Below are 23136 nucleotides of genomic sequence, written 5' to 3' on the forward strand. Positions count from 1 at the left end.
TTGACCTTTTCGAGCACTCCCTAGGCATCCCCGATTCTCAATGCCATCTGCGAAATATTCTCCTCCGAACTGAACACGATTACCGCGGACGAAACCACTTTCGCTGTTCTTACACGGCGTTTGTCTCAGAAATAGCTTTGCGGACCGTTTCCAACATAAGCCGCAAGTGCTCGACAAAGCGACATACGGCTGCCATGACAGGGCTATCCGCGACCGGCAGCTCTTCATCATAGGGGAAATTTAATGCGTATGCGCACGTTTCCGAAAAAGAAGCATTGTGTTCGATGGTCATTCGCCGAAGCTCTGCCAATTCAAATAATGTCTCGGCGGGCACCTCTACCCCACGATTTGACCTAAGCCAGGCTGTTTGGAAGTGGAGTGCATTGATAATTCCCGGAGTGGGTTCGCCAAGGTAAAATTGAATTGGGATTAATTTCTCATTCACCCGACACGGTATGACAAACATTTTCATTTTCGGGCAAAGAGGAGACTCTAAAATCTAACGAGGCTCAAGCGTTAAAACGCAGAAGAGCGCTCTCAACGCCTCATGGGAAAGCGGCAAGCCGGTTTCCAGCAGTTGCGGGACTGATGGTGGCGCGTCACACTCGGCCACTGGGCCGCCTATGGATGAGTGTTAGTGAAAACCTCAACTTTCAACCACCTCATCCACATGCCTCAATACGAAGACCACCAATACGAACCCAGCCGCGAGATCAAGCAGCGCTTTCTCGCTACCCGCAAACACGATCCTACCATCGGCGCCACGCCGCACACAGGTCTCTTCCATACCGCCAATGTTTTTGGCGACACATTCGGTCTGATCTTGGCGCTCGGGCTTGAAACCTACGGCCTGGCCAATCTGATGCGGATCGGATCCATCGAACTGACCGCAGCCCTGGCACTTGTGGCGGTCGATATTCTGGGAGCGCTGCTGGCCCACTATCGGCAGGGAAACCTCTGCCGTATTCGCTGTTTGATCGCCGTGGCAGATGATCAGGAGAAACCCTACATCCGCCATCGCAACCGCTTGCGCGACCGGGCCATTCGTGGGCTGGGGTCGCTAATGATTGCCGGCTCGGCCGCTTGGAAGATTACCTCCTTCACAAGTATTGGCAGCCTCAACGAAACCCCAACGGCAATCATTGCGCTGATGGGGCTCGTCTATATTTCAGCCGCCTTTTTGCATTGGCGCTGCACCGGTTACGCAATCGCGCATGCCTGGCTGACACTGGGTTTAAGAATGGAATGGCGGCGCACATTAGGCGAGGATCGCTCTACGGCGAAATGCGTTATCCATGCCTCTCGCAACTATCTCTTCGAGAGCCAACTGCCGCTCCGGGAATGCACGGTGAACCGCCACGCGCTGATCGGTATCGGCGACACCCGATACACCCTGCGCACCTGGGGGCTGCTCCTTGATCACGATCTGGCTACGCTGGCCGCGGCGCAGGATTGTCCCGAGACGCGCAATAGCGTGAAAGATGCGGGGCTACGTGCGCAGTTGACGATGCTGGATGAGGAACCGGTCCGCCCCATCACGATGCCAAATGAGGTGCCCGCAGAAAGCGATGAGCAACATCAGCCGCAAACTTCTCGCAATGGCACCCAGCAGACGACTGCGCCGTTTGTACGCCAAGCCGCGCTCCTGCTCCTCTCGGCAGCGCTCGCCAGCGGTTTTTCCGGCTGCGGTAATCCGCCGACGCCGAAAAGTGTCGTCGAGTTGAAGGTTATCGTGCCGGCTTCCGTGTTGACCGATGGACACGCGCTGCCGGAGGCGTTGATCGACCTTCTGGCGCCGGCAAAGTCTGCGACTGCCAATGGAAAGGCCTCGGTCGTCGTCCCGGCGATTTCGCTCATGGTTGCGGGCGGCGGGAAACGCGAGCCGGTGACGATCAAGTCAAAGGCTGATCCGGGCTTCGTGGCGGGCACCTACGGTGCTGAACCCCCAGGCAGGCAACAACTCGCAAGCATCCGTGAGCAATTGCGGGCGCTGAAGCTGGAACCAAAAAGCGCGCCGGCCACCGGCCCGAACGATCCTGTTTCTCCGGAGGGCCCCTCGATGGAAGAGCTCGTCCTGGACAAGGAGGGCAAGCCTCAGGGGAAAGCGCTCGCCTTTGAACCCGGGGTAAAGGATACGCCGCCGGTGAAAATCGGCAATAACGAGGTGCCGGCATTTGGCGATGCCACGGAAATCAGCCGCGTGATCGTCGACGCCATCGCCGTCGGGGAATCCAAGTTCACTTTGCTCTACGCAGTAAAGGATTTGCTTTCGTCGCCCCCGACGGAGCTTGCGCAGGTCGTTGAGACCAAACCACCGGTTGCGCCAGAACCTCCACCGGAGGAGTTGCCCTCGAAACCGCGTATCGTCTCGCTTAACGAACAGTACAGTCACGCCGCGCTCGTGGATCACGCGGAATTGCAGCTGGTGATTAAGTTCAACTCAGGTAGTTCGGAACTAAGCTTCGAGGCCGTAAAGGAAATCGAACGCCTGGCGGAAAAGGCTGCCACCATCGGCCCTGCGGCAGGCCAGTGGATCGTCATTGGATATGCCGACGGAAAAGGAACAGAGGAACTTCGTGACCATCTCTCCTTGGATCGCGGACTGCGGACCGCCGCTGAAATGTCTTCCTGCGGAATGAAGGTCGCCATCGTAGCCGGTGCAGGTTCCACCCGCCCTGCTGGGCCCAACGAAACCGCAACTGGGCGGGCGCAGAATCGTCGGGTGATCGTCTACTGGAAACCCTCCACGGCGGCGAATTGAGGCCCCGCCGGAAAAACGAGGCGAGCAGGCGGTCTTCCACGATCGCCTGCTCTGCATCTGTCATGGCCTCTATGGAAGGAGGGCGTGATTCACCACCCGACGCAGGAAGCTGTCGATGAAAGCTGTCGTCACGGACTCGTCCGAAATCCAACTTCTGATAAGGTATTATCAATGCCCGCCACCCTCGCACAGCTTCTATCGGTCCATTCCCGGCTGGCCGAGGAAGCGATTGAGTTTCTCGAGCGCTTTGCGGAGGCGGTGGATCTGACCCCGTGGGAATTTTGCGGGAAAAAGCTCAAAGCAGGCTCCGCGTTCATTGAGCCGATTGTCCTGACGCAGCGCGAAATTCGCAAGGAGGACGATACCCTCGGCCGCAAGGCTCAGGGGCAGTCACTCGGTGGCAGCACGATCTCGCTTACCGACGAGATGTTGATGAAGCAATACGAGCGCACGCGGCTCTCTGGTAAGCATCAAGAGAAGCGCTGGAGCCAGGTGCTTCGTGCTGCCGGGAGACTTCGGTTGGTCGTGACCGGCGAGCCGGGCGGCGGCAAGACCTGCGCCACGCGCTGCACCGCGGCGGAAGTCGCGCGCGAGCGCGGCGCGTTTGCGCGGGCACGAGTCGGATATAAACGAGGTCACGTTTCCGCTATGGCTCATGGCCACTGACGTCGCTAAATTGCCGGACAGCATCGACCTGTCCGACGCGCTGCTCTCCGGCTCGCTCGTGCGACCGGCACTCGCCGGGTTCAGCGGTCGTCGCAATTTCCAGCACAACTGGGACAAAAATCTGCCAAACCGACTTCAACAGTGCAAGTCTGCCGCGTCCGTGTGCTAGAATTTGTGCTAGATCGAGCAGGTTTCTGCTCTCCATCGCTAGAATTGGTGTAATTCGCCGCTACAGGCGTTTTTCCCTCGTAAACACAATTTGCTTTGAAATAAAAAGCGACGCTTTGAAATCAATGATTTCGCAATCCTAAGTCTGGCGCGTCGAGAAACGCCAAAGATAGTAAAACAAAGCGGAAATTAGATTTTACGGTTCACACCCATTGCGATTCTGGAGGATGCTCAATCTTAATTGCACGCCATTCATTATTGAATGAGACACGCGGATGGTTTAGGTCCGATTTGTCCCCGACGGGCCAGAAATGAAACGCGAAACACCGTATTTCGATCACTGGGTGCGAGCTGCTGCGCGCAAACTGGCTCGTCGAGGTGCCAAAGCCGAGCTCGCCAGACATCTCGCCGAACGATATGGTCGCCCGGCACGATCATGGGAATCAAATCTCGCGAAAATACTCTCCCGGAATCGGTTGCCAAATGCAGAAGTTATTCTGGCGATTGACCACTGGCTCGCCCGTCGCACACCAACGAAAAAGGCCAGACGATAAGCTTAGTTATTCATAACAAAAAGCGTCGAGCATTTGACGGTCGCGAGAAGGAAACGACACCCTTGTTTGTTCGCTATTTCACATAGGAATTGACGTGACATTGTGATCTTATTAGGACACATTATTCCCATCAAACTTCAAATTACGGTCATGCGCTACGGTCGCCGGAATTGGGCCGTTTATGTAAACGGTGAATTGCTCGTTGTGGCTGTTTACAAGAAGGGTGCGCTGGCAGTCCAGAAGGCGATTGCGGGCAAACTTCGAAAGCATCGTGACGGTTCGACAGACTCTTTGAAAGAGACAAATCTGATACCCCAATCTGATACCGGTTGCCTTTCCTGGCGGCAAAATGGCGCAAAACTGCACAGCACCAAAACTTCATCGGTTCAACCGAAATGATTCTGCGTCAGGGAATAACAACGCCACGCAAAACCAAGCAAAAACACCGAAAACCCATTTTGAGTCTTTTCAGTCCTCTGCTCTACCAACTGAGCTACCCAGCCGATGGCGCGGACGCCTGGAAGTCGTCGTCGCGAGGGCGTCACTATGCAACAAACCGGTTGTAGGGCAAGCGCTCCGCTTGCCGCGTTTCTCCCGCCCGGCAGGCGGAGCGCCCGCCCTACAAAAAACTGCGCGGGAGATTTACGGCGGTCGCAAGGAGGTGCAGATATTCAGCGCGCGGGATTTCAACGGCGCCGAACTGGCGCAGGTGCGGCGTGGTCCATTGAGTGTCCAAAAGGAGAAACTTCCGCTCTCGCAACCGTTCCACGAGGGCCAGGAGAGCAATCTTCGAGGCATCGCGGACCTGATGGAACATCGACTCGCCGAAAAACGCGCCGCCGATCGACACCCCGTAGAGGCCGCCGGCGAGCTGGCCATCTTGCCACGCCTCAACGGAATGAGCATGTCCCAGCCGATGGAGTCGCGTGTAACTCTCAATGATCTCAGCGTTGATCCAGGTTTCGTCGCGGTGCGCGCATTGACGCATCACTTCGGTGAAGGAAGCGTCGACCCGGATCTCGAAAGTTTTCTTCCGCTTGATCCGCTGGAGGGTATGAGGGACGTGAAATTCCTCCAGCGGCAGGATCGCGCGCGGGTCGGGCGAAAACCACCCAATCTCGCCGTCCTCCATCGCCATGGGGAAAACGCCCAGCCGGTATCCCTGGAGCAAGACTTCGGGATCAATCATTCGGGAAAAAGTGACATGTGACGAGTGACGTGTGACAAGAAAAGAAGTTCGCGACAACGCCAGATTCGAAGCTCGTCACTCGCCACTTGTCACTCGTCACTTTCTTCATTATTGTCAGCGCTTGAAGGCACTCTCCATCGCTTTCTTTATCCTCACCGCCCTCTTCCTGGGCGGTTGCGCCGATCCGCTCGAAAAATCGCTGGGGCAAGAGGCTGGCGAAAAATTTAAACGCGGCATCCGCGGGGAAGGCACCCTGGGCCCGATGAATCGCGACGACGATCCCTACATTCAGGAGCGCCATTAGCCGTGAAGACCGCTGCTCCGTCCGCCCATTCCAAGATTCTCCTTCTCGATTTCGGGTCGCAATACACCCAGGTGATCGCCCGGCGGATTCGCGAATGCCAGGTCTATTCGGAAATCGTTCGCTTCAACATCCCGGCCGAGGAAGTGGCAGCCCTCCAGCCGAAGGGGATCGTGCTTTCCGGAGGTCCGGCGAGCGTTTACGACGAACGGGCGCCCCTGCCCGACCCCAAGATCTTTTCGCTCGGCATTCCGGTTTTGGGGATTTGCTACGGAATGCAATTGATGGCGCATCATCTCGGCGGCCAGGTAGAATTCAGCGAGCGACGCGAATACGGCGCGGGAATGTTGCAGATCCTTGACGGATCGCGGCTCTTCGACGGAGTGGGTGAACAAATCGACATCTGGTGCAGCCACGCCGACAAAGTGACCGCGATGCCTCCCGGGTTTCGCAGCTCCGCCCGGACGGAAAACGCGCCCTTTGCCGCGATGGAAGATACGGACCGCAAATTGTACGCGCTCCAATTCCATCCGGAGGTCGCGCACACGCCGCGCGGAAAAGAAATCATCCAGAATTTCGTCTTTCACATTTGCGGCTGCGCCATGGACTGGACGATGGGCTCGTTTATCGAGGAAGCCTGCGATCGGGTCCGCCGGCAGGTGGGCGACCAGAAAGTGGTGCTCGGCCTGAGCGGCGGGGTTGATTCCTCCGTGGTCGCGGCGCTCCTGCACAAAGCGATCGGCGACCAGCTCACCTGCATTTTCGTTAACAACGGGCTACTCCGCTCGCGAGAGGAAGAAATTGTCCAGCGCGTTTTCGAGGAAAATTTTCATATCCGGCTGAAGTACGTCGACGCGGCTGGGCGTTTCCTGAAACTCTTGGAAGGCGTGACCGATCCGGAGACGAAACGCAAAATAATCGGGCGCGAATTCGTCAAGGTCTTCGAAGAGGCGACCGAGGAATTGCTCGCGGAAGATGCCGCCGATGGTTCGGGCGGGCACGGCGGCTACCATTTCCTCGCGCAGGGAACGCTCTATCCGGACGTGATCGAAAGCGTGGCCATTGGCGGCAACCCGGCGCACGTGATCAAGAGTCATCACAACGTCGGCGGATTGCCGGAAAAGATGCATTTCGAGCTGGTCGAGCCGGTCCGGCAATTATTTAAGGATGAAGTCCGGCAGGCGGGACTGCAATTGGGCCTGCCGAAGGAGATTGTCTACCGGCAGCCATTTCCCGGCCCGGGCCTGGCGGTGCGAATTCTTGGGGAAGTGACGCCGGAGCGCCTCCGGATTTTGCGGGATGCCGACACGATCGTCACGAGCGAGATGGAAGCGGCGGACTGGTATTACAAAGTCTGGCAATCGTTCGCGGTCCTCCTGCCGGTGCAATCGGTGGGGGTAATGGGCGACCAGCGCACCTATGAAAACACGATCGCGTTGCGCATCGTGGAGAGCCAGGACGGGATGACCGCCGACTGGGTTCGCGTGCCTTACGAATTGCTGGCGCGGATCAGCAACCGGATCGTGAACGAAGTCAAAGGCGTGAACCGCGTCTGCTACGACATTTCCACGAAGCCCCCGAGCACAATCGAGTGGGAGTGATCGGATTTTCGAATTTCGACACCGAAATGCTTCGGTGCTCGCGATTAATTCGGAGTTGCCGATTTGCGATTTTTGATTGCTAATCGGCTTCGTGAACGCCGAGCAGCAGCGCCTCGCGGAGAATAAGAAGGACGAGCGCTGGCATCTCTGGGGTCCGTATCTGGCGGAGCGCGCCTGGGGCACGGTCCGCGAGGATTACAGCGCTAATGGGGACGCCTGGAATTATTTCCCGCACGATCACGCCCGGTCCCGCGCGTTCCGCTGGGGCGAGGACGGAATCGGCGGGATTTCGGACTTCAAGCAGCGGCTCTGCCTGGCCTTTGCGTTTTGGAACGGTCGCGATCCCATCCTGAAAGAGCGGCTGTTCGGCCTGACCGGTCCGCAGGGTTCGCACGGCGAAGATGTAAAGGAGGTCTACTTTTACGTCGACAGCACGCCGACTCATTCCTACATGCGGATGCTTTATCGGTATCCGCAGGCCGCGTTTCCCTATGATGAGTTGGTGACGGTCAACTCCGGCCGGCCCAAGCGCGAGCCGGACGTCGAGCTCTGGGACCTGGGTGTCTTTCGGGATAACCGCTACTTCGATATCCTGCTGGAATACGCCAAGGTCGACGCGGACGATATTTTCATCCGGATTACAGCGACGAACCGGGGGCCCGCGCCTGCCGATCTTCACTTGCTGCCGACGCTTTGGTTTCGCAATACCTGGTCATGGGGCAGCGACCGTCGCCTTCCCTCCCTGCGCGCCAGCTCGGACCTGATCAGCCATTGCCCGACCATCCAGGCAGTGCACGACGCGCTGGGCGAATACAAACTCCACTGCGACGGCCGCCCGGATCTTCTTTTCACCGAGAACGAGACCAACACCGAGCGGCTCTTCTCTTCCCGCAACAAGGTGAAATTCGTGAAGGATGGCATCAACGATTTCATCGTGCATGGCCGCAAGGAGGCGGTAAATCCGGAGCGCGCCGGGACGAAAGCGGCCGCGCACTACCGATTTACGATTGGGGCTGGCGAGAGCGAAACGGTGCGGCTTTGGTTCGGACGCGTGGGCGAACCACCAGTGGAAGCGGAGTCTCCCGGCGAGCCTGGCGCCCATCCCCGGCCGGTCTGCCTCCCGGTTCTGGGGCATGAAGCATTCGAACATTTCGACGGAGTTTTTCGAACGCGAAAAGACGAGGCCGACCAATTTTATGCGGGGCTGGAACCGGCGTCCCTGAGCCAGGAACACAGGCTGATCCATCGCCAGGCGCTGGCCGGGATGCTCTGGAGCAAGCAGTTTTATTACTACGTCATTGAGGAATGGCTCGAGGGTGATTCGCGCCAGCCGCCTCCACCGCCTGAGCGCCGGAAAGGCCGCAACGCCGAGTGGCGCCATCTCTATAACGAGCGTGTCATGTCGATGCCGGACAAGTGGGAATATCCCTGGTATGCGGCCTGGGACCTGGCGTTCCATTGCATTCCCCTGGCCCTGGTCGATTCAAAATTCGCGAAGGACCAGCTCGATATCATTTTGCGCGAATGGTATCAACATCCCAACGGCCAGATCCCCGCTTACGAGTGGAACTTTAGCGACGTCAATCCGCCCGTAATGGCCTGGGCGGCATGGCGAGTTTACAAAATCGAGGAGAAACAATCCGGCCAAGGCGACCGCGCTTTTCTCGAGACGGTTTTCCACAAGCTCCTCATCTCTTTCACCTGGTGGGTGAACCGGAAGGATTCGGAAGGAAAAAACATTTTCCAAGGCGGCTTTCTCGGTCTCGATAACATCGGCGTCTTCGATCGGAGCGCGCCCCTGCCGGGAGGCGGCTATCTGGAGCAAAGTGACGGCACCAGCTGGATGGGAATGTTCTGCCTCAACCTGATGCGGATGGCGCTGGAGCTGGCGCGCCAGAATCCGGTTTACGAAAATATCGCCACCAAGTTCTTTGAGCATTTTCTCGGCATTGCCGGAGCGATGAACAATCTCGGCGGACAGGGGATCGGTCTTTGGGACGAGCCGGACGAATTTTTCTACGACGTCCTCCACATGCCCGACGGTCGCTACCTGCCGCTGCGAGTTCGTTCGCTGGTCGGCCTGATGCCGCTGCTCGCCGTGGAGACAATTGAGCCCGAGCTTTTGGACGCCATGCCAGGATTCAAAGAGCGCCTCGAATGGTACCTGGAACATCGGCCTGATCTCGCCAGCCTGATCTCGCGCTGGCACGAACCGGGGGCCGGCGATCGCCGCCTGGTTTCCCTGACCCGCGGCCATCGCATGAAGTGCCTTCTTCGCCGGATGCTGCACCCGGACGAATTTCTGAGCGACTACGGCGTCCGTTCGCTCAGCAAATTCCACGCGACGCATCCTTACGTTCTTTACACCGAGGATGGCGCGCAACGGGTGGTTAACTACGAACCAGGCGAATCGCAGACGAATATTTTCGGCGGAAACTCAAACTGGCGCGGCCCGGTTTGGCTGCCGATCAATTACCTGCTCATCGAGTCCCTCCAGAAGTTCCACCATTACTACGGCGACGATTTCAAAGTCGAATGCCCGACAGGTTCCGGCCAGCTCCTGACCCTGAATGAAATTGCCAACGACTTATCGAACCGCCTGATCCGCCTCTGGCTTCGGAACAGAAACGGCGCCCGTCCCTTCGAAGGCGCCAGCGGCGATGCCCTGAAAGCGGAACACGATCGCGACCTTTATTGGTTCCACGAATATTTTCACGGCGATACCGGGGCCGGCCTGGGCGCGAGTCATCAAACCGGTTGGACAGGCCTGGTAGCGAAGCTGATTCACCAACAAGGCGAAGGCGGCACCATAACCAGGCGCGATCCGTTTACGGACCTCTAGAACTGGAGAGGGCACGCCCTCGTGCCGTTGGGGGAAAACGCCACTGAAAAGCTCCTCTCCCCGGCGCGATGGCGCGCCGGCTCCAATTTTTCACCGCCGCATGATATGAATGGCGAGAATCCGGCTCTGATGGCGCGCGAGCAGGTAATCGATGAAATCGCCGATGATGGAATTCGGCTTGTTGCCCAGCTTCGTCACGACCCGGCAAATCAGAACGCCGGTGCGGCTGTGCCATTCGAGATTGATCACGCCGTGCGCTTCCTGGCTGTGAATTTTCGCCCAGCCATGCGGACGTCCCGCGCGGAAATGCTCGGTGGGGATGAGATTGAATTTCTTCTCGAGCTGCGGATCGCTCATGATCCGGTTGCGCAACGACCCGCCGCCTGTGGTCACCACCTGGATTACCGTTTGCATTCGTTAGGCTTCCTCTAACGAACGAAACATCACGTAAGCGTCAACCAATCCTTTGTCGGCGTGGCGAAAAGCCCCCGGCAAAGTGCCGACGATCCTAAATCCAAGCTCCTGCCAGAGACGGAGGGCGGATTCATTCGTCGCGATGACAAAATTGAATTGCATGGCGCGATACCCGAGCCGCCGCGCTTCCGCGAGCGCATGCTCTCCCATCGCCCGACCCACCCCGAGACGGCGGGCGGCAGGATCGACCATGAAGCCCGCGTTCGAAACATGGTTACCCAACCCGGGGCGATTCGGGCGCAGAATGTAACTGCCGACAACCTCCCCTGGAGTTCAGCCACGTACGTCCGGGTTCCCTTCGCGAACCAATACGCCTCAGCTTCCTCGCGAGGTGTCTTCGGGTCGTAAACAAAGGCGTCGCCCGGCGCGACGGTGGCGCGAAAAATTTCCCAGACCGCCTCGCGATCCTGAGCGGTTGCTTCGCGGATGGTCAACTGGTCGCCGGCAATGGACGTTTCCACAGGAACAACAATCCCCCGAGAACGAGAAAATCGAGGGCAAGATGCCACGAGAAACTGAGATAGGTGCTCGCATGCCCGAAGCACCCGCAGCTCACGTCTAGTCCACGCGCTTTAGCAACGATACTGGCAACGATAAAGAGAGACATCAGGCCCGTCACCATGAAAACGCTGCCGCGATAAAGAACGCGCGTGATTAAGGCGAGCCCGCACAAGATTTCGAGCCACGGAAGATAGAGCGCGAGCCAGACACTGCTCGACCAGGGCAGCATCTTGTAGTTGTCGATATCCCGCGCGAACTCGACTGGATCGATGACCTTGACGATCCCGGCATAAACGAACAGCCCACCGATCAGAATAGCCACGACCCGTTTCATTTTTTCGCCTGCCACGCTTCCCAGCCGCCCTTGAGAATCCGGATCTCGTTAGGCAGTTTGGCTTCTTTCCGAAGCCGTCGCGCCACGTCTTCCGCGAGGTTGCAGCTAGCGGCACTGCAATAGACCACGATCTTTTTTTCCGGAAGCCACTCGTTCCCAAGGAATCGAGCCAGCCCTTCGCTCCAGCGATCTTCATTGAGCGAAACCGCGCCGGGAATGTGGTCGCGCTCGAATTCATCCGCTGGCCGCGCATCGATCCAGATGACGTTGGCGCCCCAACCTTGCGCCGTCGCGACGTCGACCAAATCAGACTCCGCGACGCGTGCGTTCCACGGAATTTTGTCCCGCAGGTAAACCGCCTCGACAACAGCCGGCAACAGGGCGAGGGCCACGAGCACCGCGCTCTGCCGGAACAGTGCTTTCACGAACTAAGGCTTGGCAGGAGGGGCCGCAGGGGCAGTCGTCGGAGGCAACACGCGCGCGGACGCGTAGAAAACTTTCGCCGGAGTGACCGCGGCATCGGGCTTGACCGTCAAGGTGGCGTTGAGGGCCTTGTCGGTCTCTTTCGGCTGGACGTTGATCTTGAATTCGCCGGGCCCGGAGCCGGGTTCCACCTTCGTGGTAAATTCCGTGCTCGAAGATGTGACCTCGATATTCTTGACGGTCACATCCTTACCGGCCTTGGCGAGAATCGTTTTGGCTTTGGCAGCTTCGCCCGCCTGCCAGGCGACGTTTGGTGGATCGAGGTCGAGGACCGAAGTGATCATTGCTTTGAGGGTCAGCACGGTCGTCGGAGCCTGGGCATCATCCGTTTCAACGGTGATCGTCTTCTGCTGCAAACCAGTGCGATCGCCGATATTGAAGGTCGCGGTGATTTCACCCTTTTCCCCAGGCGCCACATCATTCTTGGCCAGTGCCGCCGTGGTGCAGCCGCACGATGGGCGCACCGCATTAAAATGGACCGGTTTGTCGCCTTTGTTTTCGTATTTGAAAACGCCGACCGCGGTCGCAGCGCCGAGCGCCGGTTTCAGTTCCAGCTCGGTCTTTTCCCAGGACAACGACGCCTGCGCAGCAGCAGCGATCGCAAGAGAAAAGAGACCGACGAGTAAAGTCTTTTTGCCGTTCATACCGGAAAGCAAAACGGGGTACGCCTGCGGTGTCAAACAATCTCAACATTTGGAGGCGGCCTGCCCCCAGGCCGTAGGGGGAAAACGGCTACTGCGGGGCGAGGGCGGGCTCCCCTTCCGGCACGGTGGCGTGCCGGCTCCAAAGCAGCACGAGGGCGTACCGGCTTCAACTCAGTTGAGCTGGTAAACTTCGACGACGGCCACTCCGGTCGTTTCATTCGCACCGCGAACGATTGCCGTATAGGCCCCGGGCGAAAGCGACACGAGGATGGCCGATTCCGCGTTGTTAGCCGGGGCCAGGCCCGTCTGACTGATGGCCGCTTCCTGCGTCGAACGCCAGTTGTCGTTCGAGGCCATCAGGGCGCCATCAGGGTCCCGGAGCTCGAGAATGGGATCGGTCATTGCCCCCGGAAGCGGAAGCGACGGGCCGATGGCGCGCACAATCACGTTGGCGGCTGATTGTCCCGCCACGATCAAGCCGCCGATCAGGACAGCGTCACCCGACTGGACCGAGGCCCGCGTTGATATATTGGCCAGTTTGGAATTAACCGAGAAATCGAGGTCGTACACTTCCACGACCGCGGCGCCGGTGGTTTCGTTAGCGCTGCGAAGAACCGCCGTGTAGGAACCGGGGGCAAGCGTGGCAAGAATAGCGGACTCGTTGGGGTCGATCGGAGCAAGGCCGCTACCGTTGATCGCCTGGCTGTTTCCGGCCTGGCTCCAATCGTCGTTGAAGCCGATCTGTGCGCCGGTCGAATCGTGCAATTCGAGAATCGGATCAAGCATTTTGCCCGGCAACGACAACGATGGGCCGATTCCGCGGATGATGACTTTCTTGGTTTGCGCTCCGGTGACAATGAAGCCGCCAATCAAAACATTCTCGTTTGTTCCCACAACGGCGCGCGTCGAGATATTGGCCAAAATCGGTGCGGCAGGGGGCGTCGGAGTTGGCGTTGGCGGCGGGGTAGGTGTGGGGGAGCCGGTGACCAGGTAGTCAGCCTTTACATTCTGGGTTCCGACGACGTTGACGTTTTTTTGAGCAATCGAAACGGAGCCGCCGCTAAAGGTTACCGTATAAGCGCCATCGCCCGGAACCGGCACCGAATAGCCCCCGGCGCTCGCCGTCACCGCATAATAGTTCGTGTTCGAAACGTTGACGGTCACGCCGCCCATCCCCTCGTCCGGATCATAAAGTCCATTGCCGTTGAGATCGCGGTAAACGACTCCCGTCACGAAAGGCAAAAGACCGCCGACACTGCCGAAATCCTGGGTCACGAGCTGAGGTCCAACCCCGCCGCTGCCGCCATTGCTGCCGAGCACGACGCCAATCCCTACTTCGCGAAAATCAGCGTTGTGGATATTGATCCGATGCCCTGGCGGCGACTGCATTCCGCCGGTCGCGATCGTGCCACCCCAGTCGACCTCAAATCCGGCATGCCCGTACGGGACCGATTTTGAATAGGCGTAAACGTTTTCGCCCAGGGTGTAACCGAAGGCTCCCGAGACGTAGGCCTGGAGCCGGGTGAGCAGGTCGCCGTCGGGGCCGTTATGTCCCTGGTAATTGTTTTGCAGCATGTTTTGACTGTGCGCCCTGGCGACCGTGGCGAGGGTCGCATTCATCGAGAGCGGCGGGCTGGGAAGGACCGTGGCGAACTGCGCCTGCATCAGAACGAGGTTCACCCCGAAGACGGAATAAGCGCTGAGAATGTTTGGATCGGTTAGGCCCGCGAGACGAAGTCCTTCGGCCGGCGGGTTGGCGCGCGCACGATTGATCAGCTCCAGGTAGAATTGCTCCTCCTTGGTGGGGTTACCGATCGAATAAAGTTGTCCGTCCTGTGGCTCCAGAGGAGACACCAGGGAACCCGCCGCGGAAGAGAAGATCGGCGGAGGTGAAGGTGGCGCGAGCGGGGTTGTATCCTGGGCGTCGGCGGCCACGCCGCCGGCCACCAAAAACAAGAGGGACGCGACGACACGGTGAATCCGTGGGGAAGAGAATAGCGCTCGGTTGTGGCAGGGGTTGAATCCGTCCATCGCATAAGCACTTAAGCAGTAAAAGTGCCGTTGCCGCCCCTCCCGGGGTGGCCCTGCCGCTACCGAAATGCAATAATCGCAGGGCGCACCCCGCGCGGCCGGCCGGTCCCTAATCCAGCGCGTACGCTTCTACCACGGCGATGCCGCTAGTATCTCCCACCCCACGCACAATGGCGGTGTAAGCTCCTGGCGGCAATATTCGGAGGATTGCGGATTCGCTGTCGTCCGTCGGGGCAAGCCCGCTGTCGATGATCGCTTGCTTGTTGATCGAGAGCATCCAGTTGTCGTTCGACTCCAGCAAAGCTCCGTTGTCATCGTGTAATTCCATCGTCGGGTCCGCCAACTTTCCGGCGATTGTCAGCGATGGCCCGATGGCGCGCACGATGACTTTTTGAGACGTTTGTCCCTGCACGATCACACCCGCGAAGAGCACGTTGTCTCCCGTCTTGACCAGACCGCGCGAAGAAATATTGGCCAGCTTCGAATCCGCCGCCTGGTCGATGTCGTAAATCTGCACGACCCCGATGCCGGTGGTGTTGTTTGCTCCGCTCAGCAACGCGGTATAAGCCCCGTTAGCCGGCAGAGTCGCGATGATGGCTGATTCCAAATCGTTGGTCGGGGCCAGGCCACTATCGATGATGGCTTGTTTGTTAGGCGAGGTTTGCCAATCGTCGTTTTGATCGAGAAGCGCGCCCGATGAATTGCGCAGCTCGAGCGTCGGGTTCGCGAGCTGATCGGGCAATCCGAGCGACGGTCCAATGGCGCGAATAACCACCTTCTTGGGCGCCGTTCCCGAGACGATGAATCCGCCGATGAGGATGTTGTCTCCGTTCTCAACCCGCAAGCGGGTGGCGATATTGGCGAGATTCGCGTGAGGCGTGGGAGTTGCCGTTGCTGTTGGCACCGGCGTCGTAGTCGGGACTGGCGTCGCGGTCGGAACTGGCGTGGTAGTGGGAACTGGAGTGACCGTCGGAACTGGCGTCGCAGTGGGAACTGGAGTGGCCGTTGGAACCGGCGTCGCCGTTGGCACTGGCGTGGCAGTCGGAACCGGTGTTGCAGTCGGAACTGGTGTCGGAGTAGGCGATGGCCCCGGGCTCGTCGGCAGCGGCCAGGCATAGGCGCCACGCCCTCGCGTCCAAAGCGACAGAGTCGTGCTCCCGCGATCGATCTGCATGTCCCAGATCATCACGTTCGGCAGACCATTGTTGAAACGTGACCAGGTGGGCGAGGCCGCCGTAATGTCGTCGGTGTAGTAAAGTCCGAAGTCGGTGCCGGCGAAGACCTGCTGCGGAATATTTGGATTCACGATGATCGAATCCACCGGGATATCCGGGAGGTTCCCGGTTTTGTCGAGCCAGGTGAACGACCCGCAGGTGGCCGCGCAAGTCACTTGAAAGACATGGCCGGGGGTCGTCGGCGTATTGGCGTTGAACCCGCCCACCGCGGCATAACCGACGGGGACATTTGCGGCCGGCACTGATGGATCAAGGGCGATACCGAGCACCGGACGATTCGGCAAAATGGCGTTATTACCGGTGACGTTCACCCACGTCGCCTGGGACGCGATGCTGGTGCCGAGATTGAAACCGATCTGCACATTGCCGTCATTAGTTCCGACAATGGCAACGCTCTGAAACTTTGGCGAATACTTGACCTGGTTAATGAATGAGCGATTGCCGAGCGTTCCTTTGCAAAGGTTAGGGCCAGCCGCCGAACCGGGCGGATTGTTCGTGATGTACCAGCTTGAGCTCGGCATCGTAGCGTTACCGCCAGAAACCGATTCCCATACCCGCGTCGTGCCGGCAATAAGATGGCCACACCCGCCAGGAGTACCGGCGGGCAGACAGTCGTCGCCGCCGGGAATGCCGCCGTGAAAAAGATCGATCGGCAGGATGAAGGACTGTTGGTCGCTACCCCAACCGCCTTTCACGCTCGTCCAGACGGCCCCGCCCACGGTGCAATTGCTGATGCACCGGCTGACACCGCCGCTATTGTTGCCTTCGAAAAAGCGATTGCTCGTGCCAGTGCCTACCGGATCAATTCGGCCGGAGAACCCGTCCCCGCCGAGTCCTTCCTGCCACTGGATCGGTCCGGTCGCGCTTCCAGTGAAGGTAACCGAGCTCGGTCCGTTGTCCTGCGCCCCACCGACCGCCTGGGGCGTGGCTGAGGTGGCGAAGTTCCCGCTAATGTCGCCGGAATAGAACTCAATCGTGTTCAAGTCCGTGTCCATGTTGAACCAGGTGTTCCGGGTAACCCCGATGACCGCCGCCGAAGCGTTGCTGGATCCAAAGATGCCGCCGTCACTTCCTTCGAGCAGCAAGTCGGATGAGCCCGGGACAAAGGCGAGAGCATGATGGTCGACGTGCACCACGGTGCCGCCGCTATAGCCGCAGGTCAGGTCGTAGAAACTCGCGCCGACACGACTCGCCAGCCAGGTGTCGAAGGTGTCGACAAAAAGGCGGTCCGGATTATTCGGATCGACTGCCAGCCCCTGGTCATACCAATTCTGGGGATAATCACCCGCGCCGCCGGAGCAATTCAAAAGGGAGCCACCTGCCGAGCCAATCATGAAACTCCAGCTGGCGCCCCCGTCCGTGCTCGACCAAACGCCGAGCTGACAGCCGTTAGCGCCGCCACAGCCGCTGTTGCTGTTAGGAGCGATCGATTGGACCTGCGCGTAAATAACATTCGGGTTGCTGGGAGCGACGGCGATATCCATTCGTCCCGGCTGCGTCCCGGTGCCGACCCCGCCATAGGGTGTGCCGCTGCCCGCGTTCATGGCAGCTCCCGTCGAATACGCGCTGCCAGTCACCTGCGGGCCGAAGACGAAGCCGTTATCGTTGCGCGAGATCAGGGTGAAATCGGACGGGCATCCGCTCGCAGGCATTGTCCCCTTGTAGAGACCATTCGCGCCATTCTGGTTGAGATTGTACTGCACTGTTGTCGCAAACCCTCTGACGCCGACAGCGGCGAGAATCCGGGTGGTGCCACCCACGTTGGTCAATTCCAGACCGGTGATGTCCTGGCGTTGCGTGCTGAAGCTGTTCGTCGTGCAAGGGCCTGTCCAGTTGGTGCCGCCGTCGTAGGAGAAATAGAGACCGGTCTTCGTCCCGGCCACGACTCTGTTGCTGTTGTTCGGATCAACCCGCACCTTGCCGACGGCTTGATACTGAGGGAATTGCCCCGGGGGCTCCGGCAGCATCGCCCCGAAAATATCTGACGCGAGCACTACCCAGGAGGCCCCGCCATTGGTGGATTTTAGAATGCCCTGGCTGCCCATCGAAAACGAGCCGTAGTTCAGATCGCCGGTCCCGGCGTAGATCGTATTGTGATCGTTCGGGTCAATCGCCAGAGTGTCGATACTGGTTGTACTGACCAGCGCGTTGTCCGTAACCTGAGTCCAGCTGGTCGAGCCATTGCAACAGTTCGTTGACTTCCAAACCCCGCCGCCTACGGCGGCGATGTAGGCCGTGATCGAGCCATTCGTGGTCGTGGTGGGATCGACAGCGATGGCGTTCACCCGACCCTCCGTGGTGCTGTAACTAAAGCAGCCGCTGCAGCCGGTCATCCGCTCCGGTTTTGGGCCAAGGGCGACAAAAGAAGTTTGATCCAATTCGAGCGGCGCCTCGGGACCCCGCAGGAGGTTCGTCGCCCGCTGTCCGAACGGAACGCTCCGCGCAATGGTTGCGTCGTGTTCCGCGGCGCGCCGAACCCACGCGGGATCGAACACGCCGGTCGGGTAGGTCAACCGATCGTGCCATTCTTCTTCCATCCGGTTGAAATCATCCAAATCCCCTTCCGGAACCGGCATGAAGCGAGGCCGCTCGTCGGCCTGGCGCAGGAGAACCGACGGCACGCCCGCAACCGAGAAGATGGCCAGCAACCCACCAAACAGGCAAAAAACAAGGCTGAGCAGGATGCGCGGGCTAAAGAAACCGCCCCGAGAATGGCGTTCGTTTTTCATAAGAGATTTGTCTGTTTGTTGCTCGGATGCCGCCGCCGGATTCGCGCGTCACCGAAGAGCGAACTGTCTAGTTAACTGCGTATGCTTCCACGACCGCAATGCCGGTCAGATTGCCCGAACCTTTCACAATCGCGGTGTAAGCCCCGGGCGGTAAACTACGGATGATGGCCGACTCCATGTCATGCGTGGGAGCGAGTCCGCTGTCGATGATTGCCTGTTGGTCGTTCGACAGCACCCAGTCGTCGTTCGAATCCAGGACCGTGCCGCTGGCATCGCGCAATTCCAGAGATGGGTTCGCCAGTTTTCCAGGGATGGTGAGGGATGGTCCGATCGCACGCACCACTACCTTTTGCGAGGCTTGCCCCAGGACGATCATTCCCGCGATCAGAACATTGTCCCCATTTTGCACCAGGCCGCGCGAGGAAATATTGGCCAACCTTGAAGCTCCGGCACTGTCCACATCGTAGATCTGAACGACCCCGATTCCTGTCGTGTTACTTGCTCCGCGCACAATCGCCGTGTAAGCCGCGCCGTTCGCGGGAAGGGTTGCCATGACAGCCGATTCGAGATCGTTCGTTGGGGCCAGGCCGGCGTCGATGATCGCCTGTTTGTTGCTGTTCGCGACCTGCCAGTCGTCATTTTGATCCAGCAGCGCGCCCGCTGAATTGCGCAGCTCGAGAGTTGGATTCGCTAGTTGGCCCGGCAACCCGATCGACGGCCCGACAGCACGGACGATGACTTTCTTGGGGGCGCTACCCGTAACGATGAATCCGCCAATGAGCGCGTCATCGCCCGTCCCGACCGCGAGCCGCGTGGCGATGTTACCTAACTGCGTCGGCGGCGTTGGACTCGCGGAAGGCGACGGCGAGGCGGACGGAGATGGTGAGGGCGATGCGGAGGGCGATGGCGATGCAGACGGTGAAGGTGATGCGGACGGAGAGGGCGACGCTGATGGAGATGGCGATGCAGAAGGTGACGGGGTAGCCGTGGGCGAAGGAGACGGGGATGGCGTCGGAGTTACGGATGGTATGGGCGTCGGGGTCGGGCTCGGGCCTGGGCCGGCGTCGACCGCGGCTTTGACGTCGAGCCGCCCGTTACCAAAGGTATTATTCGGCGAGCCAGGCGGATTCGGAGAGTCGCAGGTATTGGAATTGATATGAACCGCCGACGCGCTCAGCACACTGCGAGTTCCCATCACGTCTCCCCGCAGCACTGGTCTTGCCGACAATAATAAGGCAACCGCGCCGGCAACGTGCGGGGAGGCCATGGACGTGCCGCTCAGGTTCGCAAAAGCCGTATCGCTGCTCCGGGTGGCCGAACGAGTGGCCGTGCCGGGGGCGGAGATATCGGGCTTCAGGCGCAAACTTCCGTCGGCGGTCACCGGGCCACGACTGCTAAAGGAAGCGATGTTGTCCGTCGCGGTGGTCAAAGCTCCAACACTGTAGACCTCCTCGTAGAGGGATGGCGGGTCCGAAACCGTGGAACAGGCAGGGCCGCTGTTGCCCGCCGAAACGACCATCACGATCCCAGCCGCGCGTTGCGCTGCCACGGCCGACTGGAGCGACGTGACGTTACAGCCTTCCGAGGGAGGGCAACCCCATGAATTGTTCGTTACGTCCGGCGCCTTGGTTGAATCTCCCTGCGCAGGCGTGCCACCGACCGGATAGGGCGCGAGGAAAAACTCCATGCACTCGATGTAGGTAGCGGGCGTGCCGGCGCCCCCATTCATGTTGCGGCAGCCAATCCACTTCGCTCCTGGAGCCATGCCGATCTGATTCGCGCCCCCGTCATCGCCCACCACCGTGCCCATCGTGTGGGTGCCGTGGCCGTGATCGTCGCATGGCTGAACGGAATCCTGACCACACACTCCAGTGCTGGTGTGAATGCTATCGTGCCAATTGTAGTCGTGATTGGCCACCGCGCCGTCCCAGCCGCGGTAATGCGGCTTCAGGGTGTTGTGCGTCCAGCGGATTCCCGTATCCGCTCCAGCGACAGTGATTCCCTGGCCAAAGAATCCGGCCGCCCAGACTTGCGGCGCCTTAGTGTAATTGATGCCGGGCTCGATGGCGGTGATAACCTCCGGCGCAACTTGCTCCTCCGGCTCCGGCTCAGCCAAATTGCGGACGCTGGGATTCCCATCGACGCGGAGCACGTCGGGCCGCGCTGCGAGCTGCATCGCGAGATCGCGATTTCCTTTCACCCAGATCAGGTTCACGATGTAGTAAGCGCGATGCTCCACCTGGTGCTCTCTCAACCAGGCGAGAAGCGGCCCCTGGGTTGATTGCGCTTTGTTCCACAAAACGTCGCGGACGTAGCGGCCTTTTTCTTCCTTGGTCCGCAAGGCATCCGCGGCGCGGAGATCGGCCTGGTCGGACAGAACCACGAGGAACTCAGCCTGAGCGCCGTTTGCCGTCCGCTCGAGAACCCACGATGCGATCTTGGACGCGGGCGCGGAATTCCCCGCCTGGGCGGAAACACCGGAGGAGAGGCCAAAAGCAATCAACGCGAGGAGCATTCCCGCCATGCCCAAAACCAGGCCGAGGAGGATGCGTGGATAAGAGAAACCACTTCGAGAAAGACGCTCTTTGTTCATAAACATTTTCTCCGGCTGGGTATGCGAAAAAACAGCAATCGGTTGCTGTGATCCACGGGCAAAACCACTGCGGCTCGGACGGCCTTTTGAGTCGTGGACGAGACCCTGCTTTCTACCCGCGAAGCGTAACTGTGTCGAGTGTTTTTTTCACATCGAACACACTTAGGTCGGCCCCTTGCGCACCGAAAAAACGACGGATTCAAATCGCGCCTTATTGAATATTATAGGCTTCCACTAACCCCACTCCGGTCGTCCGGCCAGCCCCCCGGACGACAGCTGTGTAGGCACCTGGCGGGATGGTTTGCACCAACGCCGATTCCGCGTCGAATTGGGGTGCGAGGTTAGCCGCCTGGATCAAAGCCATCTGGCTGGGATCGCTCTTCCAGTCATCATTCGAGCGGAGCACAATCCCATTCGCGTTGACCAGATCGACCGTTGGATTCGCGAGCGCGCCAGCCACTCCGAAGTTGGTCAGAGTCGGCCCAAGCGCCCGCACCAGAACATTAATGCTCCCCCCGCTTGCCGGTCCGACAATCACACCGGCGATCATCACATTGTCATCCACCCCCACAAATCCACGCGTGCTGATGTTGGCGAGTTTTGAGGCGGCGGCCTGGTCGAGATCGAAAGCATCCACCACGGCGAGTCCGAATTGCCCATTCTTTCCCCGAACCACGGCGGTGTAGGCTTGATTTGGACTTAGCGTCACGATGATCGCTGACTCCGCATCTTTGGCCGGCGCGAGTCCGCTGTTCTGGATCTCGGCCTGCTGGGCGGAATTACGCCAATCGTCATTCGTGGCCACAGAGGTATTGCCTTGAAAAACCTCGAGAGTTGGATCTTGCAATGCGCCCGGCAAGCCAAAGTCGGTAAGGGTGGGACCGATCGCCCGGATAATAACTTTCTTTCCCGCGGTGCCCTGGGTGATCATCCCACCGATCAAAACGTCGCCGCCATTTTGCATCCGCAGCCGGGTGGAAATGTTAGCCAGGAGAGAGGGAACGATTGCGCCGGTCGCCAAATAATCGGCCTTAGCGTTGAGCGAATTTGCCACCGTCACTGTCCGTTGCGCAGTCGCCTGTCCGCCGCCGCTGAAAGTCACGTTGTAAGATCCATTACCCGGCACCGGCACCGAATAGCCGCCGGAAGAAGAGCTCACCGCGAAGAAATTCGACCCTGCAACATCGATCCGCACGCCCCCGATGCCTTCACCCGGATCATAGAATCCGTTGCCGTTTGTATCGCGGTATACAACGCCGGTAATGAACGGAGTCGAGTTAGTCTGCGTTCCGAAATTCTGGACGACATAGAGCGAATCCCACGTATTGCCCTGACCGTTGTCAGTCCCTGCGCTGATCCCGATCCCGATCTCCCGGAAAAACGCCAGCATTGTCGTCATGCGATGTCCCCGACCCGGCACAGTCTGGTCCGTGAAAAGATTATTGTGATCGTTGAGAATTTCCGTGATCAACTTCGCGCCCGTGAACGGACCGCTCCCGATGGTCTCTGATTCCGCAATGTTTTCCGGGCCTGGAAAAAAACCGGAAGCGGTGGTCGGCCCGTTATAGTTCGCCATCGAGTAATTCGCCGCCGCAATTCGAATTTGAGGGCTAGAAGTCCCATTCGGATAAGTGTGCGGATTTTGGCCGGAAAAAAATTGATCGCCATTGTTGAGATTGGTGGCGTGGCCTTGCGCCGAATTGAAGAGCAACGAATTTCGCGAAAGTGGCTGGACCGAATTCTGAATGGTCCAGGATTCGCCGTTGATGTTGGGGTTGCCTTCCTGGAGCCCGCTCAATCCGAGCCGAGCCGCTTCCGCGCCGCCATTCGCACGCGCCCGGTTGATGAGCTCGATCATATATTGCTCCTCATTGCTCGGAGTGCCGATCGAATATTGGGTCTGCGCTATCGCTTGAGACAGCGCCGTTGCCGCAGTGAGGGCGATGAATCTGATCAGGTAAAGCTGGACGTTTGCGAACATCCGGCAAACCTGCCTTCGTTTTCTGAAAAAAGAAGAGGAAATCCTACAA

17 protein-coding genes and 1 pseudogene are annotated in these 23136 nt (G+C 59.1%); 7 read left to right on the top strand and 11 right to left on the bottom strand.

All coding sequences use genetic code 11. The annotated features are described in order from the left end of the window. Positions 1-109 precede the first annotated feature (109 nt). Positions 110-472 carry a DUF2610 domain-containing protein gene (locus VJU77_16880; protein ID HKP05029.1) on the bottom strand — a complete coding sequence of 121 codons (363 nt, stop codon included), beginning with the start codon at positions 470-472 and terminating at the stop codon, positions 110-112. Between the two features lie 165 nt (positions 473-637). Here VJU77_16880 and VJU77_16885 point away from each other — a divergent pair, with 165 nt between their 5' ends. The 4 genes from VJU77_16885 to VJU77_16900 all read left to right on the top strand — a co-directional run bounded on the left by VJU77_16885 (position 638) and on the right by VJU77_16900 (position 4548). Next, positions 638-2761 carry an OmpA family protein gene (locus VJU77_16885; protein HKP05030.1) on the top strand — a complete coding sequence of 708 codons (2124 nt, stop codon included), beginning with the start codon at positions 638-640 and terminating at the stop codon, positions 2759-2761. A 171-nt stretch (positions 2762-2932) separates the two neighbouring features. After that, positions 2933-3427 carry a hypothetical protein gene (locus VJU77_16890; GenBank protein ID HKP05031.1) on the top strand — a complete coding sequence of 165 codons (495 nt, stop codon included), beginning with the start codon at positions 2933-2935 and terminating at the stop codon, positions 3425-3427. Beyond that, positions 3417-3596, top strand: coding sequence for a hypothetical protein (locus tag VJU77_16895; protein ID HKP05032.1), 180 nt, complete (start codon positions 3417-3419; stop codon positions 3594-3596). The genes VJU77_16890 and VJU77_16895 overlap by 11 nt, the downstream gene beginning before the upstream one ends. Before the next feature lie 655 nt (positions 3597-4251). After that, positions 4252-4548: a hypothetical protein gene (locus VJU77_16900; GenBank protein ID HKP05033.1), complete on the top strand. Its 297-nt coding sequence runs from the start codon at positions 4252-4254 to the stop codon at positions 4546-4548. A gap of 220 nt (positions 4549-4768) precedes the next feature. On the opposite strand, the gene aat is transcribed toward VJU77_16900, so the two are convergent. Then, positions 4769-5338 (bottom strand): leucyl/phenylalanyl-tRNA--protein transferase, encoded by a 570-nt coding sequence (gene aat, locus VJU77_16905; protein HKP05034.1) that lies wholly within the window; start codon positions 5336-5338, stop codon positions 4769-4771. A gap of 121 nt (positions 5339-5459) precedes the next feature. On the opposite strand from aat, the gene VJU77_16910 reads away from it, so the two are divergent. The 3 genes from VJU77_16910 (at position 5460) to VJU77_16920 (ending at position 10082) form a co-directional block, all read left to right on the top strand. Then, positions 5460-5642: a hypothetical protein gene (locus tag VJU77_16910; GenBank protein ID HKP05035.1), complete on the top strand. Its 183-nt coding sequence runs from the start codon at positions 5460-5462 to the stop codon at positions 5640-5642. A gap of 2 nt (positions 5643-5644) precedes the next feature. Then, a complete protein-coding gene (gene guaA, locus VJU77_16915; protein HKP05036.1) occupies positions 5645-7240 on the top strand; it encodes a glutamine-hydrolyzing GMP synthase in 1596 nt (531 codons plus the stop codon). Between the two features lie 76 nt (positions 7241-7316). Then, positions 7317-10082 (top strand): hypothetical protein, encoded by a 2766-nt coding sequence (locus VJU77_16920; protein ID HKP05037.1) that lies wholly within the window; start codon positions 7317-7319, stop codon positions 10080-10082. A 90-nt stretch (positions 10083-10172) separates the two neighbouring features. Here the strand turns inward: VJU77_16920 and VJU77_16925 are convergent, their stop codons facing one another. From VJU77_16925 to VJU77_16965, 9 genes and pseudogenes are all read right to left on the bottom strand, one after another. Further along, on the bottom strand, positions 10173-10496 hold the full coding sequence (locus tag VJU77_16925; GenBank protein HKP05038.1) for a hypothetical protein: 324 nt from the start codon (positions 10494-10496) through the stop codon (positions 10173-10175). 3 nt (positions 10497-10499) lie between these two features. After that, positions 10500-10811, bottom strand: a pseudogene (locus VJU77_16930) (GNAT family N-acetyltransferase). Positions 10812-10986: 175 nt separating this feature from the next. Beyond that, the gene (locus VJU77_16935; protein HKP05039.1) at positions 10987-11391 is read right to left on the bottom strand and encodes a MauE/DoxX family redox-associated membrane protein; all 405 of its coding nucleotides are present in this window, start codon (positions 11389-11391) and stop codon (positions 10987-10989) included. Beyond that, positions 11388-11816 (bottom strand): rhodanese-like domain-containing protein, encoded by a 429-nt coding sequence (locus tag VJU77_16940; GenBank protein ID HKP05040.1) that lies wholly within the window; start codon positions 11814-11816, stop codon positions 11388-11390. Before VJU77_16940 ends, VJU77_16935 begins: the two co-directional genes overlap by 4 nt. 3 nt (positions 11817-11819) lie before the next feature. Beyond that, positions 11820-12518 (bottom strand): DUF1573 domain-containing protein, encoded by a 699-nt coding sequence (locus tag VJU77_16945; protein HKP05041.1) that lies wholly within the window; start codon positions 12516-12518, stop codon positions 11820-11822. Positions 12519-12689: 171 nt separating this feature from the next. Next, the gene (locus tag VJU77_16950) at positions 12690-14465 is read right to left on the bottom strand and encodes a CAP domain-containing protein (GenBank protein HKP05042.1); all 1776 of its coding nucleotides are present in this window, start codon (positions 14463-14465) and stop codon (positions 12690-12692) included. A 193-nt stretch (positions 14466-14658) separates the two neighbouring features. Further along, positions 14659-18513 carry a hypothetical protein gene (locus tag VJU77_16955; GenBank protein ID HKP05043.1) on the bottom strand — a complete coding sequence of 1285 codons (3855 nt, stop codon included), beginning with the start codon at positions 18511-18513 and terminating at the stop codon, positions 14659-14661. Positions 18514-18580: 67 nt separating this feature from the next. Then, a complete protein-coding gene (locus VJU77_16960; GenBank protein HKP05044.1) occupies positions 18581-21106 on the bottom strand; it encodes a S8 family serine peptidase in 2526 nt (841 codons plus the stop codon). A 211-nt stretch (positions 21107-21317) separates the two neighbouring features. Beyond that, positions 21318-23087: a hypothetical protein gene (locus VJU77_16965; protein ID HKP05045.1), complete on the bottom strand. Its 1770-nt coding sequence runs from the start codon at positions 23085-23087 to the stop codon at positions 21318-21320. Positions 23088-23136: the final 49 nt, after the last annotated feature.

The sequence above is a fragment of the Chthoniobacterales bacterium genome (assembly GCA_035274845.1).
Taxonomy (GTDB): Bacteria; Verrucomicrobiota; Verrucomicrobiia; order Chthoniobacterales; family UBA10450; genus AV80.

What these genes read in the sequence shown, in the direction of transcription:
- VJU77_16960 (HKP05044.1), bottom strand. Translation starts at nt 21,106, where the DNA reads ATGAACAAAGAGCGTCTTTCTCGAAGTGGTTTCTCTTATCCACGCATC.
- aat (HKP05034.1), bottom strand. Translation starts at nt 5,338, where the DNA reads ATGATTGATCCCGAAGTCTTGCTCCAGGGATACCGGCTGGGCGTTTTC.
- VJU77_16880 (HKP05029.1), bottom strand. Translation starts at nt 472, where the DNA reads ATGAAAATGTTTGTCATACCGTGTCGGGTGAATGAGAAATTAATCCCA.
- VJU77_16890 (HKP05031.1), top strand. Translation starts at nt 2,933, where the DNA reads ATGCCCGCCACCCTCGCACAGCTTCTATCGGTCCATTCCCGGCTGGCC.
- VJU77_16945 (HKP05041.1), bottom strand. Translation starts at nt 12,518, where the DNA reads ATGAACGGCAAAAAGACTTTACTCGTCGGTCTCTTTTCTCTTGCGATC.
- VJU77_16965 (HKP05045.1), bottom strand. Translation starts at nt 23,087, where the DNA reads ATGTTCGCAAACGTCCAGCTTTACCTGATCAGATTCATCGCCCTCACT.
- VJU77_16895 (HKP05032.1), top strand. Translation starts at nt 3,417, where the DNA reads ATGGCCACTGACGTCGCTAAATTGCCGGACAGCATCGACCTGTCCGAC.
- VJU77_16925 (HKP05038.1), bottom strand. Translation starts at nt 10,496, where the DNA reads ATGCAAACGGTAATCCAGGTGGTGACCACAGGCGGCGGGTCGTTGCGC.
- VJU77_16955 (HKP05043.1), bottom strand. Translation starts at nt 18,513, where the DNA reads ATGAAAAACGAACGCCATTCTCGGGGCGGTTTCTTTAGCCCGCGCATC.
- VJU77_16935 (HKP05039.1), bottom strand. Translation starts at nt 11,391, where the DNA reads ATGAAACGGGTCGTGGCTATTCTGATCGGTGGGCTGTTCGTTTATGCC.